The 18982-nt window shown below is 64.5% G+C and carries 18 protein-coding genes; 4 read left to right on the top strand and 14 right to left on the bottom strand.

Translation table 11 applies throughout. The features are described 5' to 3' along the window. Window positions 1–46: 46 nt before the first annotated feature. The 3 genes from DQW77_RS16275 to DQW77_RS16265 form a co-directional block, all read right to left on the bottom strand. Complete coding sequence (locus tag DQW77_RS16275; protein WP_113259285.1) at window positions 47–1063, bottom strand: C4-dicarboxylate TRAP transporter substrate-binding protein; 1017 nt, start codon at window positions 1061–1063, stop codon at window positions 47–49. Window positions 1064–1144: 81 nt separating this feature from the next. Continuing rightward, on the bottom strand, window positions 1145–2053 hold the full coding sequence (locus tag DQW77_RS16270; RefSeq protein WP_113259274.1) for a polysaccharide deacetylase family protein: 909 nt from the start codon (window positions 2051–2053) through the stop codon (window positions 1145–1147). Between the two features lie 81 nt (window positions 2054–2134). Beyond that, the gene (locus DQW77_RS16265) at window positions 2135–3055 is read right to left on the bottom strand and encodes a nitrilase-related carbon-nitrogen hydrolase (protein WP_113259273.1); all 921 of its coding nucleotides are present in this window, start codon (window positions 3053–3055) and stop codon (window positions 2135–2137) included. A 69-nt stretch (window positions 3056–3124) separates the two neighbouring features. On the opposite strand from DQW77_RS16265, the gene DQW77_RS16260 reads away from it, so the two are divergent. Next, a complete protein-coding gene (locus tag DQW77_RS16260; RefSeq protein ID WP_220124981.1) occupies window positions 3125–4522 on the top strand; it encodes an aspartate aminotransferase family protein in 1398 nt (465 codons plus the stop codon). 10 nt (window positions 4523–4532) lie between these two features. Here the strand turns inward: DQW77_RS16260 and DQW77_RS16255 are convergent, their stop codons facing one another. The 6 genes from DQW77_RS16255 to DQW77_RS16230 all read right to left on the bottom strand — a co-directional run bounded on the left by DQW77_RS16255 (window position 4533) and on the right by DQW77_RS16230 (window position 12044). Then, window positions 4533–5318, bottom strand: a complete 786-nt coding sequence (locus DQW77_RS16255; RefSeq protein ID WP_113259284.1) for a carnitinyl-CoA dehydratase — start codon at window positions 5316–5318, stop codon at window positions 4533–4535. Beyond that, window positions 5318–7363, bottom strand: coding sequence for an acetate--CoA ligase family protein (locus DQW77_RS16250; protein ID WP_113259271.1), 2046 nt, complete (start codon window positions 7361–7363; stop codon window positions 5318–5320). Before DQW77_RS16250 ends, DQW77_RS16255 begins: the two co-directional genes overlap by 1 nt. Window positions 7364–7664: 301 nt before the next feature. Continuing rightward, window positions 7665–8825 carry an acyl-CoA dehydrogenase family protein gene (locus tag DQW77_RS16245; RefSeq protein ID WP_113259270.1) on the bottom strand — a complete coding sequence of 387 codons (1161 nt, stop codon included), beginning with the start codon at window positions 8823–8825 and terminating at the stop codon, window positions 7665–7667. A 1-nt stretch (window position 8826) separates the two neighbouring features. Continuing rightward, window positions 8827–10239 (bottom strand): carnitine 3-dehydrogenase, encoded by a 1413-nt coding sequence (locus tag DQW77_RS16240; RefSeq protein ID WP_113259269.1) that lies wholly within the window; start codon window positions 10237–10239, stop codon window positions 8827–8829. A gap of 52 nt (window positions 10240–10291) precedes the next feature. Next, window positions 10292–11056: an SDR family oxidoreductase gene (locus DQW77_RS16235; protein ID WP_113259268.1), complete on the bottom strand. Its 765-nt coding sequence runs from the start codon at window positions 11054–11056 to the stop codon at window positions 10292–10294. Window positions 11057–11132: 76 nt separating this feature from the next. Beyond that, entirely contained in the window at window positions 11133–12044 is a 912-nt protein-coding gene (locus DQW77_RS16230; RefSeq protein ID WP_113259267.1) for a 3-keto-5-aminohexanoate cleavage protein, read from the bottom strand. 81 nt (window positions 12045–12125) lie between these two features. Here DQW77_RS16230 and DQW77_RS16225 point away from each other — a divergent pair, with 81 nt between their 5' ends. Beyond that, entirely contained in the window at window positions 12126–13079 is a 954-nt protein-coding gene (locus DQW77_RS16225) for a GlxA family transcriptional regulator (RefSeq protein ID WP_113259283.1), read from the top strand. 54 nt (window positions 13080–13133) lie between these two features. Further along, window positions 13134–13754 carry a thymidine kinase gene (locus tag DQW77_RS16220; protein ID WP_113259282.1) on the top strand — a complete coding sequence of 207 codons (621 nt, stop codon included), beginning with the start codon at window positions 13134–13136 and terminating at the stop codon, window positions 13752–13754. Here the strand turns inward: DQW77_RS16220 and DQW77_RS18100 are convergent, their stop codons facing one another. Beyond that, window positions 13755–14567: a class I SAM-dependent methyltransferase gene (locus DQW77_RS18100; RefSeq protein ID WP_181711312.1), complete on the bottom strand. Its 813-nt coding sequence runs from the start codon at window positions 14565–14567 to the stop codon at window positions 13755–13757. It abuts the gene before it with no gap. A 120-nt stretch (window positions 14568–14687) separates the two neighbouring features. On the opposite strand from DQW77_RS18100, the gene DQW77_RS16215 reads away from it, so the two are divergent. Continuing rightward, a complete protein-coding gene (locus tag DQW77_RS16215; RefSeq protein WP_181711311.1) occupies window positions 14688–15605 on the top strand; it encodes a LysR substrate-binding domain-containing protein in 918 nt (305 codons plus the stop codon). Here the strand turns inward: DQW77_RS16215 and DQW77_RS16210 are convergent. The 4 genes from DQW77_RS16210 to DQW77_RS16195 all read right to left on the bottom strand — a co-directional run bounded on the left by DQW77_RS16210 (window position 15569) and on the right by DQW77_RS16195 (window position 18459). After that, a complete protein-coding gene (locus DQW77_RS16210; protein ID WP_113259265.1) occupies window positions 15569–16690 on the bottom strand; it encodes a beta-ketoacyl-ACP synthase III in 1122 nt (373 codons plus the stop codon). The genes DQW77_RS16215 and DQW77_RS16210 overlap by 37 nt on opposite strands. 80 nt (window positions 16691–16770) lie before the next feature. Beyond that, a complete protein-coding gene (locus tag DQW77_RS16205) occupies window positions 16771–17112 on the bottom strand; it encodes a tRNA-binding protein (RefSeq protein ID WP_113259264.1) in 342 nt (113 codons plus the stop codon). Then, entirely contained in the window at window positions 17105–17920 is an 816-nt protein-coding gene (proC, locus tag DQW77_RS16200) for a pyrroline-5-carboxylate reductase (RefSeq protein ID WP_113259263.1), read from the bottom strand. Before proC ends, DQW77_RS16205 begins: the two co-directional genes overlap by 8 nt. Window positions 17921–17958: 38 nt before the next feature. Beyond that, window positions 17959–18459, bottom strand: coding sequence for a YbjN domain-containing protein (locus DQW77_RS16195; RefSeq protein ID WP_113259262.1), 501 nt, complete (start codon window positions 18457–18459; stop codon window positions 17959–17961). Window positions 18460–18982 lie beyond the last annotated feature (523 nt).

The raw sequence follows: 18982 nt of genomic DNA, 5'->3' as shown, positions 1-18982 counted from the left end.
TCGGAAAGGCCCGGCCGCCCCACGACAGGAGGGCGGCCATTCACACCTACATGCCCTTGAGTTCGGCCAGTTTCTCGGTCACGAAATCATACAGGTCCTGCGCCGGCAGGCCGCGCGCGGCGTTGTCCTCGATCCAGCTTTGCGCGGCTGGAACAGCCACGGCCGCCTCGAAGCTTTCTAGTGCCTCGTCGGAGTAGGTAATCCGTTCGATTCCCCGCTCGTCGAGTGCCGGACCCCAGGCTTCCATCGTGTTGTTCATGTAGTTGTTGATGTAATGGTCGAGCGCCTCGTCAAGGGATCCGAGCAGCGCCTCGCGGTGTTCATCGCTCAGATCGCCAAGGGCATCGGTATTGGCCACCACCGGACAGTTCACGGTGCCGGGGTTGAGGTTCGTGGTCCACCATTCGGCCTTCTCTATAGTGCCGAACGCCATGTGCGCATGTGGCGCGAAGGACACCGCATCCACGACGCCGGAATCCAGCGCCTGACGCACCTCGGTCGCCGACATCGACGTCGGGACCGCGCCCAGGGCCTCCATCGCCTGGCCGATCCCGCCAGTCGCCCGCACCGCGAGCCCTTCGAATTCGGCCAGCGTCTCGGGTTTTTCTCCCAAACCGGCGATATTGTATTGCGGCAACGGCGAGGGCATCAACAAAGTCGCGTTCCAGCGCGCCAGATCCTCCTGTGCGGCAGGGTGATCGTAAAGCGCCATTGACAATGCGCGCTCCTGCTCGAGCGTCTCGACGCCGAGGAAAGGCAGTTCCAGAACTGTGATCGACGGGTTCTTGTCACGGTGATAGCCGGCGCAGAACTGCGCCATCTCGAATGCGCCTATGGAAATCCCGTCCAGGTTTTCGCGGTTCTTGGACAGCCCGCCGTAGCTGATGTTGAGCGTGAAATCGCCCCCGGTCTTCTCATCGACCAGCTCGGCCAGCTTCTCCACATGTTCGGTGAAGGCACGGCGCTTCCCCCAGAGCGAGACATTCCATTCCGTCGCCATAGCCTCTCCCGCGAAGGACAGAGCAAGGCCGGCCAGTGCCGCACGCTTGAGATGGATTTTCATGATTACCTCCCTGTTCTGTTTTCCTGTCAGTCCCATACCTAGCGCATGACCGCCTACCGGGCAATTCCACGCCGGGCGGGTCTAGCACCGGGGATCGGGGAAACGCGACGCCCAGTGGCGCGCGATGTCTCCGCGCCGGCATATCCATACATCATCATGCGCCAGCATGTGGTCCATGATCCGGTGCAATGCACCGATCCGCCCCGGCCGCCCCAACAGGCGGGCATGCAGACCAATCGTCATCATCGCCGGCCGCTCCGCTCCTTCGGCATAAAGGCAATCGAACGTGTCGCGGATATAGGACACGAACTCGTCGCCGGTCTGATACGCGCCTTCGGCCCGGCCGAACCGCGAGTCGTTGGTATCCAGCGAATAGGGGATCAGCAGCAGACCCGGATAATCGGGGGACCAGTAGGGCAGATCGTCATTGTATACATCCGAGTCGTATAGAAAACTCTTCGCCTCCACCACCAGCCGGCGGGTGGCGGGCGACGGCAGACCGGCGTAGTAGCCCAAGGGCTTTTCCCCGGTCAGCGCCTCGATCTGAGCGATGGAGCGGGCGATATGCGCGCGCTCCTCATCCTCGGGGAGGGTATCGTAGTCAATCCAGCGCCAGCCATGTGGCTGCAGGTCGAAACCGGCATCAATGAGCGCCTGCAGAGCCTGCGGGTTCTGCTCGCCCGCCAGCCCGACAAGATTGACCGTTCCGGTCAACCCCCGGTCGGTAAAGGCCCGAAGGATGCGCCAATACCCCACCCGCGAACCGTATTCATAGCTCGACTCAATGTTCAGATCACGCCGCCCAAGACGCGCCTGAACGTCCACATCCGAAACCCGGACCTCGGAACGGTCGTCGCCGTTGAGCACGCATAGTTCTCCGCCCTCCTCGTAGTTAAGGCAGAAATTGACCGCGACCCGCGCGCCGCCGGGCCATGCGGCATCCGGTGGCGTGGGGCCGTAACCGATGAAATCCCGAGTTGGTGTCTTCATGTTGAACCCTTTCTGTATCGACCCCGATCCTGGCGCCGGTCATCGTGGCCGCAACCCCCACGTTAACGCGCGGACCGCGCGTCAATGCGGCTCGGTCAGAAGCCCATAGGCATTTGGCCTGCGGTAGGTCGCGAAATCGAAAAACCGCTTGTATTCGGCCGTCGCGTCAAGGTCGATCCGGTAGGGCAGAAGCTCGTCCCCGTCGCCCGAACTCAGCGCCACCACTTCGCCGGAGGGCGCGATCACGCACGAATGACCCATCATGTGACAACCCTCCTCCATGCCCGCCTTGGCCGCCGCCACGATCCACAGGCCGTTCTGGTAGGCGGCCGCCTGCATCGGCATCAGGTGATGCATCTTGCGCAGCGGGTTCTGGCGCGGGTTGTCGGGCAGTTGCGACGGCGAATTGTACCCCAGGCACACCAGTTCCGCCCCCTGCAGGCCAAGCATCCGCCACGCCTCGGGCCAGCGCCGGTCGTTGCACAAGAGCATCCCCACCCGTCCCGAAAGGGTATCAGCAACCGGAAATCCCAGATCACCGTCGATGAAATACCACGGTTCCAGATGCTGCAGTTTGAGGGTATCGTCCGGCACGGCATTCCCCGGAAGGTGCACCTTGCGGTACCTGGACACTATGCGTCCATCCGGATCAACAAGGATCGAGCTGTTGAAACCAAGGTGATCGGCGCCGGTGCGCCCGGCCACCGCTTCGCAATATCCCAGATAAAAGCCGATACCGCGGGCGCGGGCGGCCTCGAACAGGGGCTGTGTTTCCGGCCCTGGCATGGACTCCTCGAAATAGCTGAAAACCTCTGCCGGATCGGTCAGATGCCAGCGCGGGAAGAAAGTGGTCAGCGCCATCTCCGGAAACACCACGAACCGGCAATCTGCAGCCGCGGCCCGATCAAGAAGCGCGATCATCCGGGCGACCACCGCGCGGCGCGGCTCGTCGCGCGCGATTGGCCCCAGTTGCGCTGCCGCGATGGTGAAACTGCGTGACATTCCCGTGCCTCCCTGCTCAATTCGGACAGTATATAGAGGCGCGAGACAGGTGCGAGGGCGGAAATGACGATGACCAGGTCAAAACAGTCGGGAATGGCGCCCGGCACCGGCGGAATCGAACGTGCCTACACCGATCGCACACCGGGATCTGCCGTGCTCGCCCGAAGGGCGCGCAAGCTTCTGCCAAGCGGCGTGGTCCACGATTCGCGCCATATCCGTCCCCATGGCCTTTACGTGACCGAGGCGAAAGGCGCCCATAAATGGGACACCGACGGCAACCGCTACATCGACTATTTCGGCGGTCACGGGGCTCTGCTTCTGGGGCACAACCCGCCGGAAATCATTCAGGCGGTTTCCGAACAGCTTGCCCGCGGCACCCATTTCGCCGCCAGCACCGAGGCCGAACTCCGCTGGGCCGAGGCGATCGCCCGCCTGGTGCCCTCCGCCGAGAAGCTGCGCTTTCATTCTTCGGGAACAGAAGCCACTCAGATGGCGGTGCGGTTGGCGCGCGCCGCGACCGGCAAGCCACGTCTCATGCGCTTTCACTGTCATTACCACGGCTGGCAGGACGACATGACAACCGGCTACGCCTCGCATTTCGACAGCGGCGCTCCGGCGGGCGTACCCGGTGCCACCGCAGCGCTGACACTGGCGCTCGATCCTTACGACGAGGAAACGGTCGCGCGCCACCTGCACGAGGATGACGACATCGCCGCGGTGATTCTGGAGCCGCTTGGCGCCGCGACCGGCAAAGTGCCGCTTTCGCCCGGGTTCCTGCGGCGCCTGCGCGCCTGGACCGAGGCGGCCGGTGTGGTTCTGATCTTCGACGAGGTGATTACCGGCTTTCGGGCCACTCCGGGCGGGGTGCAAGCCGAAACAGGTGTCATGCCGGACCTCACCACAATGGCCAAGATCGTTGCGGGCGGGCTGCCCGGTGGCGCCGTGGCGGGCCGTGCCGACCTGTTCGACAGCCTTGATTTCGATGCTTCGGCGCGTACCGGGCGAGAGAAGATCTACCACCCCGGCACATTCAACGCCTGCCCCCTTTCAGCGGCGGCCGGGGCCGTGGCGCTGGATATGATCGCCGATGGCACCGCTTGCGCACGGGCCTCCGCCCGCGCGGCTGATCTGCGTGCGGGGATGAACGCGGCGCTGCGCGAGCGGGGCGTGGCCTGGCATGTCCATGGACGGCACTCGGCCTTTCACATCTGTCTTGCACCGGCGCTTGTTGACCTGTTGCCAGACCCGGACGACGCCCGGCTCGCGTCCCTGGGGCGCGCGGGCTTGCAGGCCCAACCCCCTGATATCGCGCGCCTTCTGAGACTGGCGCTCAATCTCCAGGGGGTCGATTTCAGCGGCTGGCCCGGCGGGCTGGTCTCGGCAGCTCACACACAGGTGGACATAGAGGAAACCGTTGCCGCCTTCGCGAACGCCCTCGACATGCTGCGCGGCGAAGGTGTGCTCTGATCGGTGCGGCTCAACGCCCCTTCCAGACCGGATCGCGCTTTTCGGCAAAAGCGCGGGCGCCCTCCTGCTGGTCCTCGGACTCGTAAAGGATGTCGACAGTTTCGAACTGGCGGCGCGTGATCCGGTTCATCGCGTCCTGGAATGTCATCGCTTCCGCCTCGCGCACGATCTCCTTGATCGCAGCGTAGACGAGCGGCGGGCCACCGGCCAGGTGATCCGCCAGCGCGCGCGCCTCGGCCATCAGCACGTCACCGGGATGAAGGCGGTTCACCAGGCCCCACCGTGCGGCCTCTTGGGCTTCCAGCCAGCGACCGGTCAGAAGCATCTCCATCGCGATGTGATAAGGGATACGCTTGGGCAGCTTCACGCTCGCGGCATCCGCGACGGTGCCCGACCGGATCTCGGGCAGGGCGAATTGCGCGTGATCGGCAGCAAGGATGATGTCGGCCGAAAGCGCCAGTTCCAGCCCCCCGCCACAGCATATGCCGTTCACCGCGGCGATCACCGGCTTGTTCATCGCCCGCATCTCCTGCAGCCCGCCAAAGCCGCCAACCCCATAGTCACCGTCCACCGCATCGCCCTCGGCGGCCGCCTTCAGGTCCCATCCCGGGCAGAAGAATTTCTCACCTGCCCCGGTCAGAAGAGCCACGCGCAATTCCTCTTCATCACGGAAATCGCGGAAAACCTCCCCCATGATACGGCTTGTTTCAAGGTCGATGGCATTGGCCTTGGGTCGGTCCAGCGTCACCTCCAGGACATGGCCGCGGCGCTCTGTCTTCACGGGAGTTTCGGTCATCATTCTTCTCCGATCCTGATCAGCGCATCCGCCGCCACGGCAGCACCGGGCGTACAGATGAGCGGGTTGATCTCCACTTCCTCAAGGGCAGCCGCATGGGCGGTCACGTAAGCCTGCACTGCCATGACTGCACGGACAATCGCCGACCGATCCGCCGGCGGCTTGCCACGATAACCATCAACAAGAGCAGCAGCGCGCAAACCCGAAAGGGCGGCCTGCACGTCTTCGGGCGTCACCGGAAGCAGCATCGAGACACTGTCGGCCATCAATTCCGTCAGGGTGCCACCCGCCCCGAGCGTCAGCACGAAACCGTGCGCCGGGTCGCGCGTGACGCCGATCAGAAGCTCGGCCACCCCGCCTGTGACCATCCGTTCGACCAGGAAGGCCTCTCCGCCCATCCTGCCGGCGGCCGCGACCGCCTCGGCGGACGTCGCCAGCCCCAAGGCAACAGCGTCTGCCTCGGTCTTGTGCGCATGCCCCTCGGCCTTGAGAGCCACCGGCGGCCCGATATCCCGCACCGCCCGGTCCAGGGCCGCCCGGCCCTCCACGCGAACCGCGCGCGGCACCGGCAGGCCGTGCCCCTCCAGCGCGGCTTTGCTCGCGGCCTCGCTCAGCACCTGAACCCTTTCCGCGGCGCCGGGCCGCAGGACGGGCACTGCAGGCCCGCGGCCCGCTGCCGCACCAAGCCACGCCGCCGCCGAAACCGCCATCAGCGCATCGTCCAGGCCGGCCATCGGCACCAACCCTGCCGCGACGCAGCGCGCAGCCACATCCTCGGGCATTGCCTCGGGCAGCGTCGCGACCAGCGCCAGCGGCTTGCCCGTGGCGCTCGCGGCGTCACTCGCGGCGGTGATCACACATTCCCAGGCGCCGGGATCGCACCGGTCAGCGCGGGGGAAATCAACGATCACCAGACCGATGGCGGCCGGCCCGTCCAGCATGGCGGCGAAAACCGCCGCCATCCGATCCTCCCTGTCCCATATATAGGTATGGTAATCCAGTGGGTTGGCCAGGGCCACCATCGGTCCCAATTCCCTGCGCAAAGCCGCAACCTGGTTCGGCGTCAAAGTAGGAAAGGTCACACCGCGGCCCTCGGCACTGTCAGCCACAAGGCTCGCCTCGCCTCCCGAACAGGACATCGAGGCAATACCGTCCACGGGCAAAGATCCCGCGAAGTGCACCAGCTTGAGCGTTTCCAGCATCGCCGGCAGGCTGTCGACACGGGCCACTCCAAGCCGTTCCAGAAGTGCGCGGCCCCCGGCGTCGGACCCGGTCAGCGATGCGGTGTGCGACACCGCGGCGGCGCGCGACCGCTCGGACCTTCCGGCCTTGAGCGCAATGATGGGCTTGCCCGCGTCGCGCGCCGCCGCGGCCAGCGCCTCGAAAGCCCGCAGATCGCCTACCCCCTCGATGTGCAGGCCCAATGCCGTCACCCGGTCATCCCCCAGCAGCGCCTGCCCGATCTCGGCCACGCCCAGCTGCGCCTGATTGCCGGCAGTGATCACGAAAGCCAGCGGCAATCCACGCGCCTGCATGGTCAGGTTGATCGCGATGTTGGAACTCTGCGTCAGCACCGCGACACCCCTTTCACAGCGCTGACCCCCATGCTGATCCGGCCACAGAAGAGCACCATCGAGATAGTTTATGATCCCGTAACAGTTGGGGCCCAAGATCGGCATCCTGCCCGCCGCACGCAGAAGAGAATCCTGAAGCTCTCCGCCATCGCCGGTCTCCGCCTGCGATTCGCGGAACCCGCTGGCAAAACATACCGCACCGCCCGCACCCATCCCGCTCAGTTGCCTGACCGTTTCGATCGTGGCATGCCGGTTGACACCGACAAAGACGGCATCGGGCACCCCGGGCAGGTCTTCCGGTCCGGAGAACGCGGCAACGCCGGCCACATGTTCACGTCGCGGGTGGACAGGCCAGACAGGCCCGGCGAAGCCCATGATCCGGCATTGCTCGACCACCGCGGCACACCACGCCCCGCCGCCTATCACGGCGATGGATCGCGGCCTCAACAGGCGGGAGAGATCCGCGCTCATGTTGCTCCTGCCCGATTTGCCGGCATCGGGAGGGAGGGGCGCTGCCCCTCTGGCCCCTTGGGCCATTCACCCCGAGGTATTTCCGGCCAGATGAAGAAACCCTTGGTTAACCCTTTGGTGCCAACGTGATCAGGCAGTACAGGCTGAGGAGCCGATGACTGCGCCAGGTGAAGCCCCCCGTCAGAACTTGGCGGGGGGTGGAACAGCGCAGATGATCGCTTCATCTGGCCGGAAATACCTCGGGGGTCCGGGGGCAGCGCCCCCGGTTTCGCCCGCCGGTCGGAAGAAACCGCCTTCACCATCATGCCCCCAATGGCCGCAACAGCTCGCGGCTGATGATATGGCGCTGGATTTCCGATGTGCCGTCCCAGATCCTTTCCACCCGCGCATCGCGCCAGAAGCGTTCGATGGGAAAGTCGTCCATGAGCCCCATGCCGCCGAAAATCTGAAGGGTCGAATCCGTGACATGGGCGAGCATTTCGGTGGCATGGAGCTTGGCGCTGGCAATCTCGCGGTTCGCGGGCAGCCCCTGATCCAGCCGCCAGGCCGAAGCCAGCGTCAGGTAATCGGCCGCGTCGATCTCGGTGACCATGTCGGCAATCTGGAAGCCCACGCCCTGGAATCGGCCGATCGGCTGGCCGAACTGCTCGCGCTCCGCGGCATGAGCGAGCGCCAGGTCGAAACAGCGCCGGGCGCGCCCCACGCTCATGGTAGCCACGGTGATGCGGGTGGCGTAAAGCCATTGGTTCATCACCTCGAAGCCGCCGTCGACCTCGCCCAGCACCTGGGTATCCGGCAGGCGGCAATCATCGAACTCCAGGATCATGTTGGCATAGCCACGGTGACTGACCGAGTTGTAGCCGGGGCGGATCGAGAACCCCGGAGTTCCACGGTCCACAAGGAAGGTGGTGATTCGCTTCTTGGGGCCTTTCGGGGTCTGATCCTCGCCAGTGGCCACAAAGACGATGACGAAATCGGCGTGATCCGCCCCGGAAATGAAATGCTTGGTGCCGTTGAGCACCCAATCGCCACCTTCGCGGCGGGCGCTGCAGGCCATGCCGCGCACGTCCGAGCCAGCCCCGGGTTCGGTCATCGCCAGCGCGTCCATCCGCTCACCACGAACCGCTGGCAGCAGGTAACGCCCGCGCTGCTCGCCCCGGCATGCCATGAGTATGTTCTGTGGCCGGCCGAAGAAATGCGTGAGCGCCATCGAGCCGCGCCCCAGCTCCCGTTCAACCAGCGCGAAATCCAGGTGGCCGAGGCCCGCGCCTCCCACCTCCTCGGGGAAGTTACAGGCGTAGAACCCGAGATCGAGCGTCTTGCGCCTGATCTCCTCTGCCACTTCGCGCGGCACCTCGCCGGTACGCTCCACACGGTTTTCGTGGGGGTAGATCTCCCTTTCAACGAAATCCCGCACGGTCGAGACGATCATCTCCTGTTCGTCACTCAGCCCGAATTCCATCTCAGCCTTTCCTTCCATGCAGTGCCGCCAGTGCCGCAACCCTGTCGGCCACGTCCTCGGGCGGGTCACAGGTGCGGCGGGTTTCCAGGCTCACATGCAGCATGAGCTGATCGCATGTCGCCATAATCTCGCCATCTTCGAGACGTTTCATCTCGTGGACGCATCGCAGCTTCTTGCCCGCGCCCTCGACAACCCGGCTGTGAACCTCCACCCGTTCGCCGGCATGGGTCTCGGCAAGATATTTCACCGTGGTTTCGACGGTGAAATAGCTGAAACCCCGGGCGACGTAATCGTCGTCTGCCCCCACCAGCGCCATCACCTCCTCGGCGGCATCGCTGAAAATCTGGCCGTAACGGCCCTCGTTCATGTGACCGTTCATGTCGGTCCAGTCGACTGGCACAACCCGGTTCTGGCTGACCAGAGGATCGGCCATCGCGGGCAGGTGGCGCAGGGTGTCCTGATGGTCCAGGATCAGCCGTCCGGCCGCGTTGCCTTGCTGTTTGAGGGCGCGCATCATCGCGATCAGGTTACCGTCGCGCTTGCGCTCGAGGTCACGTATGCTCAGGTGCCCCGACTGCGCGTCCGATTGCTCCGCGATCATGTCGACAAGCTCGTCGGTAAGCTCGGGCACATCCATCAACTTGGTCCAGGGCCATTGCAGGGCGGGGCCGAACTGTTCGATGAAATGGCGCATGCCGGCCTCGCCACCGGCGATCCGGAACACCTCGAACAGCCCCATCTGAGCCCACCGCAATCCGAAGGAATACCGGATCGCGTCGTCGATCTCGGCGGTGGTGGCGATTCCGTCCTTCACCAGCCAGAGCCCCTCGCGCCATACCGCTTCCATGAGGCGGTCCGCGATATGGGCGTCGATCTCGCGACGGACATGCAGCGGATGAAGGCCGAGACCGCGCAGCGTCTGCTTGGCACGGTCCAAAAGCGCGGGGTCGTTCCGGTCCGTGCCCACCACCTCGATCAGCGGCATGAGATAGACCGGGTTGAAGGGATGTGTGACGATGATGTCTTCGGGCCGGGTCGCACAGCCCTGAAGTTCGGAAGGCTTGAAGCCGGAGGTCGAGGAGCCGATGACAACACCTGCCGCACAATGCGCCTGCAGCGTCTGGAACACCTTGCGCTTGAGCTCGAGCCGTTCGGGAACGCTTTCCTGTATCCATGCGGCGCCCTTCACCGCGTCGGCGATGCTGTCGTGAAAACTCAGCCTGCCCTCCGCAGGCATCGCACAATCGTAAAGCATCGGCAGGGCCCGGCGCCCATTCTCCAGAACCTCGCCGATCTTGCGATGCGCCGCCGGGTCAGGATCGAATATCCGTACATCCCAGCCGTTGAGAAGGAACCGTGCCGCCCAGCCCCCGCCGATAACACCGCCCCCGATGATTGCCGCCGTCCGTGTCATGTTCCTTGCTCCATCGACTGGTCCCGCTGGTGCCGCGACATCATGCCAGGACCTAAACCATCCGCTCGGTATGACCGTCCACGGCCATCACCTGCCCCGAAATCCTGCCTGCCCCGGGGGAAGCAAGAAAAAGCGCCATGTCGGCGAGATCGTCCGCCGTCACCCAGCTGCGCAGGCTGTTGGCTGACGCGTAGAATGTGCGCACCTCGTCCGGGTGCACGCCATTGGCCTGCGCCTCCATCGCCAGCACATGTTCCATCCTGTCGCCCTCCACGGCACCGGGTGCGATGGCGTTCACCCGCACGCCGGCCGGACCCAGCTCCATCGCGAGGGTTTTCATCAAACCGACCAGCCCCCACTTGGCGGCAACATAGGGCGACCGGCAGGGCACCCCGTGCAGACCCGATGTGGACGAGGTGATCAGGATCAGCCCCGAGCCCTGTGCCCGCATGCGCCTTGCGGCCCATCGGCATGTCAGGAATGCGCCGTTCAGGTTCACATCAAGACAGGCGCGCCACGCCTCATAGTCAAGATCCTCGATCCGGCCCGCCGGCCCGCCGGTTCCGGCATTCGCGCAAACCACGTCGGCGCCGCCCCACTCCGCGTCCACCTCCGACAGGAACGCATCCATCTGTGCGGAGTCGGTCACATCGGCAAGGCGGGCGATGACGCCCGGAAGATCCGCCGCGGCACGGGCGACCGCATCCCTGTCCGAGTCGCACAGGGCAACTCTGTCGCCGGCCGCCGCGAAGCGCCGTGCCAGGCACAGCCCGATGCCCGACCCCCCGCCGGTTATCACCACGCGACGACCGCTCATTGCGCGTGCCCTCCAGCGCGTCCCGCCCCGCGAAGACGGGCCACCGCTGCGTCAACATGACGACCTGCGATCATTTTCATCCTTTCGGGGCCCGCTTGGTGAGTCGCAGCCGATCGCGCACGTCCTTCGGCCCGATCACCCTCGCGCCCATCCGCTCGACGATCTCGACCGCGCGTTCGACAAGTTGCGCATTGGTGGCCAGCACTCCCTTGTCGAGCATCAGGTTGTCCTCCAGCCCGACGCGCACATGCCCGCCCGCAAGGACGCTCGCGGCCACATAGGCCATCTGGTTGCGCCCCAGCCCGAAGGCCGAAAAGGTCCAGTCATCGGGCACGTTGTTGACCATCGCCATGAACGTGTTGAGATCATCCGGCGCGCCCCACGGCACACCCATGCAAAGCTGCACCAGCGCGTCCGGCTCAAGCACACCATCCTTCACCAGTTGCTTCGCGTACCACAGGTGGCCGGTATCGAAGGCCTCGATCTCGGGCTTGACGCCCAATTCGGTCATCATGCGGCCCATGGCCTGCAACATGCCGGGCGTGTTGGTCATCACGTAATCGGCTTCGGCGAAGTTCATCGTTCCGCAGTCGAGGGTGCAGATCTCGGGCAGGCATTCGGCCACGTGGGCCAACCTTTCGGTCGCGCCAACCATGTCCGTGCCCTCGGCCACCGGCAACGGGGCCTCGACCCCGCCAAAGACGATATCACCGCCCATCCCGGCTGTCAGGTTGAGCACGACATCCACTTCAGCGGCGCGGATACGCTCTGTCACCTCCCGAAAGTATGCAACGTCCCTTGACGGTGCTCCTGTCTCGGGGTCACGGACATGACAATGCACGATCGCCGCGCCAGCCTCGGCCGCCGCAATGGCACTCTCGGCGATATCCTGCGGCGACTGCGGCACATGCGGACTCCGGTCCTGGGTCGCACCTGCTCCGGTCACGGCGCAGGTGATGAAAACCTCACGGTTCATGGCAAGGGGCATCGGTGTATCCTCCGGGTAATGCTGTGCCCAAACTCTACAGTGCTGGCATGGCGGAATAGTTTGCGGTAAATGACAAAAATCATGCCAGATTGGACAAAAACACCCCGAAGGCCGGTCAACATCGCAGTCCTGCTGTTCGACAGCTTTTCGAACCTGTGCCTTGCCAACTGCCTGGAACCGTTGCGCGCGGCCAACACCATGACCGGCCGTCACGCCTTCGACTGGCAGGTTCTCACACCCGATGGCGCGCCGGTCCTGTCCTCGAGCGGCATGCAGGTGGTGCCCCACGCCGCCCTGCCGACGCTGCGCGACAGCGATTACCTGTTCATCACCGCAAGCTACGATCACGAACGTTACGACACCGCCGGATCGCGTCGCGCCCTCCGCCGGGCCTCCAGGAATGCTGCCGTGTCCGTCGGTCTTGATGCCGGTCCTTGGCTGATGGCGGCGGCGGGACTGCTGGATGGCAAACGGGCCACCGTGCACTGGGACCTGATCGACCCGTTCACCGAACGCTTTCCAAAGGTTACCGCGGAACAGGCGCGCGTGCTGCGTGACGGCAACCGAATCACCTGCGCCGGGGCAATGTCCGCACTGGACCTGACACTCGGTCTGATCAGCACCCATCTGGGCGAGGCTGCCCGCCTGGACGTCGAGGCGCTGTTCATCCACGGCGATCCACCCGTCGGGCGCTCGGCAGATCGTCACGCCGCACGCGATCCCCTTCTGCGCCGGGCCCTCTCGGCCATGCGGGAAAACGTGGAGCGGCCGCTGTCCGTCAATGAGTTGTCGAGCCTCCTGTCATGTCAGCCCCGAACCCTGAACCGACGCTTTCGAACGGGCCTCGGCGCCGCGCCCGGCACGGTCTACCGGCATCTTCGTCTGGGTGTGGCGCGCAAGCTGCTCGAAGGATCGCAGCTGGGTATCGCGGAGGTCGCATTGCGCTGCGGGTACGAGTCTCCCGTGGCCATGACCCGCGCTTTTCGCAAGGTCCACGGCGTGGCACCGTCACGCCTGCGCAAGCATCTGCCCTGAGATGCCATGGCGGTCCTTGTTGCAACGCGGCTGCAGGTCTGCATAAGGCATCGCATGGCGAAGCTCTATTTTCACTATTCGACGATGAATGCCGGCAAGTCCACGCTTCTGCTGCAGGCCGCTTACAATTACGAGGAACGCGGCATGCGCGTCTGCCTGTTCACCGCGCGGGGCGACCGGCGCGCGGGCGCGGCGACCATCGCGTCGCGGATCGGGATCGAACACGCGGCGGACACGTTCGCCCCCGGCGAGGACATGTTCGCGCGCCTGGACGGCAAGCTGCGCGAGGGCGGCGTGGCCTGTGCCTTCTTCGACGAGGCGCAGTTCCTGGAGCCCGAGCAGGTATGGCAGCTTGCTCGCGTCGTCGATGACCTGAACCTGCCGGTGATGTGCTACGGGCTGAGGGTGGATTTCCGCGGGCGGCTGTTTCCCGGATCGGCCACATTGCTGGCGCTGTCCGACGAGATGCGCGAGGTCCGCACAATCTGTCATTGCGGCAAGAAGGCAACGATGGTGGCCCGGACGGACGGCACGGGTCGGGTGCTGACCGAGGGCGCACAGGTGCAGATCGGTGGAAACGAGACCTATGTCAGCCTGTGCCGCCGCCACTGGCGCGAGGCCGTGCGGGACCGCCCCGAAGAAAGGGGACGGCCCGCCGGACAGGGGCCTTCGTGATCATGGCTTTCGGCCACGAACATGGCCGGGCCGCAACTGTCCCTGATCGGCAAGCAACGCCCTGATACGGGCATTCTCGACCGATGTCTCGGCCTGCGACCGCCCGAACCGGGCAACATAGGTATCGAAAAGCGGCCCCTTCAGCCGTTGGTATTCATCCCGCGCGAAATCCCGGAACCAGCCGTTCCTGTCATCTGTTTCGATCTGCGTGAACCCCGCCGCGGACAGGGCGGCGGCGGCGCTTTTCAGGGTATCCATTTCATAGGTTTCACCGCCTTCCGTCGCCCAGGCCCGCATTTCTTCGGTGAAGGGCGCCTCGCTTCGGAACCAATCGCTGAGAAAGATCCAGGCTCCCGGACGCGCGACGCGGAACATCTCGTCGAAGACCGGCGCCTTCTCCGGCAGGTCAACGATCGAGTCCTTGGTGAAAACCGTGTCGAACGTGCGGTCCTGGAACGGCAGCGGACCGGGCGAAACATGTACGAAATCAAGGCGGTCCTGAAGACGGCGCTGGCGGCGCATCCGATCGGCCACCGCAAGCGACGCCTCGTCGATGTCAACTCCGGTAACATGGCCCGCGCCGTGATTCTCCACCAGAAGGGCATCGTAGCCACCAATACCGCATCCGAAGTCAAGCACGTGAAGGCCGTCTATTTCGGCCTTGCCCAGCATTCGGCGCAATTCCTCGGCGCCGCCGGGCGAAAGCAGGCCCTCGCCCCAACGCAGTTGCAGGTTCTCGATCAGATCGTCAGTATAATAGAGTGCGTGCTCGGGCCCCGTCGCCGGGGAGGTATCCAGCGTTTCGTGTTCCATCATTTCTTCCTTGCGTTCAATGGGTTCGGGGCGCCCCGGATCAAGCCTAGACGGATGGCACCGTTGACAACAAACGATCTTTGTTCACACCATGCTTTAGAAAATGTAATCCGTGATTTCATGTCGCGCCGCCTGCCATCGTTGAACCAACTGCGCGCCTTCGAGGCCGCCGCGCGCCATCGCAGTTTCAAGCGCGGGGCTGCCGAACTCTGCGTCACGCAGGCGGCGGTGAGTCACCAGGTGAAATCCCTGGAAAAGTCGTTGGGCATTCCGCTGTTCATCCGCCGCACGCGGGAAGTTGCCCTGACGCCAGAAGCCGAGGCTCTGCTTGGCACGCTTACCCGGTCCCTCGACGACATGGAGGCCGGGGTGCTCGAGGTTTCGGGCCGGACGATGACCGGCGATCTGCACATCTCCGCCGCACCCTTCTACGGCAACCGTTGGCTGCTGCCGCGTCTGCCAGAGTTTCATGCCGCCTATCCCGGCCTGACCGTCAGTGTCGACCTGTCTTTCGACCTCGTGGATCTGGCCGCCTCCGGCCTTCATGCGGCGCTGCGTCACGGCACCGGGGAATGGGCCGGCCTTTCGGCCATCCTGGTTCATACCGATCGGATCGGCCCTGTCTGCGCACCGCATCGTGTCACGAACATGGACCTGCCCCTGTCGCCCGCGCGGATCGCCGGGTTGCCACTGGTCACCACCCGAAGCTGGCGGGAGGAATGGCGTCAATGGTTCCAGGCCACCGGATACAGGCCGGCGGGCAGCCTGGACATCGAGGTACACGAAAACCGTGCGCTTGCTTTCGATGCGGCGCTGTCGGGGAATGCGGTCTGTCTGGCCGATATCCGCCTGACTGCCGCCGCCGAGGCCACGGGCAGCCTTGTCCGCCTTTCACCGGTCACCATCGAGCCATCCCGGGGAATGTACCTTGTCTATCCCGAAACATCGCGGCCCGACCCTCGGGTTCTGGCACTTGCCGAGTGGTTGCGGATCCAGGCCGATCAGGCCCTCTCCACCAACACCGACCCCACTGAATAACCGGCCCCGAAGGAACAGATCAGCCCGGTGTCGCCCGGGCGCAGATCGTCGGAATACTGCGAAAAGGCGATGATTGAGCCAGCCGAGGACGTGTTGGCGTAGTCCTGCAGGATGTTGGGTTGTTCCCCGGGCGACGGGTCACGGCCCATGACCTTGCGCCCGATGAAATCGTTCATCGTCCTGTTGGCCTGATGTAGCCAGAGGCGCCTGATACCGTCCGCCGTGACCCCCTCTTGCTGCATATGCGCCGTGATATGCTGCGCGACCAGCGGCAGCACCTCCTTGAACACCTTGCGCCCTTCCTGCATGAACAGCATGTCCCGCCGGTCCTCCATATGGCCCTCACGGGTACGGCGCAGATAGCCATTGTTGTTGCGGATGTTATTGGAAAACCGCGTGGCACAGCGGGTGGAGCGAACGATGAAATGCGCACCATGCGCGTCCTCGGCCCGTTCGAGAACCACCGCGGTGCAGACATCGCCGAAGATGAAATGACAATCACGGTCGCGCCATTCCAGATGTCCGGAACATATTTCGGGGCTGACCACGATTGCACAGCGCACGCTGCCCGCGCGGATCATGTCGGCCGCCGCCTGGATCCCGAATGTGGCCGAGGAGCAGGCGACGTTCATGTCAAAGGCGAAACCGGCCGCGCCCAGGATCCGTTGGATCTCGATGGCAATGGCCGGATAGGGCCGTTCGTGGTTCGAAGCCGCACAGATGATCAGATCCACCTCGCCGGCGTCCCGTCCCGCTGCCGAAAGCGCCGTTCCGCAGGCATCCAACGCAATCTCCGCCATGATCGACGCCTCCTCGTCGCTGCGCGATCGCAAGCGCGGATGCATGATTTCGGGGTTCAGAACGCCCGCCTTGTCCACCACGTGGCGCCGCTCGATCCCGGAAGCATTGTAAATGAAGTCCGGAGAAGACGGCGCCTTGGCGGAAATGTCGCCGGCCGCGATGGCGTCGGCATGGATGGCGTTGAAGCGGGCCGCATGGGCATTGTAGGCCTCGGCCAACTCTTCGTTGGTTATGATTTCCGGGGGCGTGAAAACGCCTGTTCCGGTGATCGCAGGCTGGTGCATTCCTTGCCTCCCGATGAGCCTTCAAGAAAAGGTGCCCCGGCACCGCGCGGTCAGGCGTCATCGACCGAGGCGGCCGAAATTCAATGCATCCGGGCGCCATCCGGGACCGGCAGGTCCGGCCCCAGGAGCACGGTGTCACCCTGCGCGTCGGACATCCCCAGAACCAGGACCTCGGACATGAACTTGCCGATCTGGCGCGGCGGGAAATTGGTCACCGCGATCACCTGCCGCCCGATCAGGTCCTCCGGGCTGTAATGCGCCGTGATCTGCGCCGATGTCTTCTTCTCGCCGAGGTCGGGGCCGAAATCTATCCACAGCTTGATCGCCGGCTTTCGTGCTTCGGGGAAGGGCTCGGCATGCAGGACGCGCCCGGCACGGATGTCAACCTTGAGGAAATCCTCGATCCCGATCCCGTCAATCATCACGCAACTCCCGCGAGCGCCCGACGGCCGCTGCAACTGTGCGGCGGATGAGCGGCGGCAGGCCCGTCGTCTCGTCCATCAGAACCTCAAGACCGGCCTGCGTCGTTCCGTTCGGGCTGGTCACGTTCACACGCAGTTGCGCGGGGTCTTCCGCTGCCTCCTCGGCCAATGCGCCGGCCCCGGCGACTGTCGCCTTTGCCAGCCGCATCGCCAGATCGGGCGCCAGGCCCTCGGCCTCTCCGGCCCGGGCAAGGCACTCGATCAAATGAAAGACATAGGCCGGACCCGATCCCGACACGCCGGTCACCGCGTCCATCTGGGCCTCATCGGCAAGCCGGACCACCTGACCGACTGCTTCAAGCAGCGTCTCGGCCAGCTCCATCTGCGTGGCCGTCACCTGCCCGTTTCCGGTGATTGCCGTGATACCGCGGCCGACCGCCGCCGGCGTATTCGGCATCGCCCTGACGATCGCGCGTCCTGCGCCGAGGGCCTCCTCGAAGGCCGAGATCGGGGTGCCCGCCGCCACCGAGACGAAAACGGTATCGCACCCGTCGATCCCCTGCAGGGCCGGCAGCGCCTCACCCATCATCTGCGGCTTGACGGCGATCAGAACGACGGCGGGCATCGGTGGCAAACCGGCATTGAGATGGACACCCGTGCCCTTCAACCAGTCCGACGGCACAGGGTCCATCACATGAACCGACCCGGCAGGCACACCCCGCTCCAGCCAGCCCGCCAGCATAGCGGACCCCATCTTGCCGCACCCCAGCAGGACAAGCCCCCGCCGGGACAGATCATCCAGTGTCATGTACAGCCCTCGCTCAAAATTCGCTCGCAGGGCCAGTGTTACGCGCGGCCGTACGCCTCTGCAATGGCGACCTGCAGGGCTTCCCGCGGGGGGCGTTCGCCCCACACCACAAGCTGGAACGCGGGATAGAACCGCTCGGCGCTGAGCACCGCGGTTCGGATCAGGGTGTCGATCTGGGCCGGGCTCACGCCCTGCCCCCCTGCCGTCACCAGCCCATAACGATAGACCATCAGCTTCTGCGCGTCCCAGTAGGTGAAGGCACCCGCCCAGCATTGATCGTTGACGTCGTTGAGTGCGTGATAGAGCGCCGGCATCCTGTCCTCTGGCGGCTCCATTTCGAAGGTGCAGATCATCCGCAGGGTCTCGTCATAGCCCGACCATGCCAGGGTTATGGAATAGGTGCGCCACTGTCCTTCCACGGCCATCGCGATCTGGTCATCGCCGATACGGTCAAAATCCCATTCATGGTGTTCAGCCAGATGTTCGACGATATCAATGGGATGAAGGTCTTCACTCAAGAACTGCTCGGAGAGTGCCATGGCGCCACCTCGTTTTGTTGTAGCGCTTGGGTATGGCAGCGCCCCAAGCACTAGGTGCCTGCTCTAGAGGCGGGAGTTTTCCCCTTACCTCATACTACATATCGTGCTGTCTTTCCGGACACCTGTAAAGCTATTTGTTGGGGATAACCGCAATAAGTTGTGGATGACACGAAAGTTTCATCAATAAAAACCGTGGCAAAGCGCCCCGCCACCGCCGGCCCGGGTTCAGGGAGGACGGAAGGAAGGCGCGAAACGCACGCCTGCGCCGGGAACGTCCGCGGGCCACAGGCCCGGACAACCGGCCGCTCAGAGAAGGTGGAGGATGAATTCCAAACAGATATGAATGCTCTCGAAAGCGCCGCGTGATTTTTGGACAGACAAGCCTCTCGGAAACCCGGGGCGTGTGTGGATGCCCCCTGTTTGGCAAGCGTTATCTGCGATTTTTCGGCGGGGTCTTCGATCGGACGTGTGTCAGGCCTCTGATCGTGGCCTTCCATGACGCCACGGGCCGGTTCTCTGATTG

This window comes from Roseovarius sp. TE539 (genome assembly GCF_003298505.1).
Taxonomy (GTDB): Bacteria; Pseudomonadota; Alphaproteobacteria; order Rhodobacterales; family Rhodobacteraceae; genus Roseovarius.
This window is presented reverse-complemented; position numbering and strand designations above follow the sequence as displayed.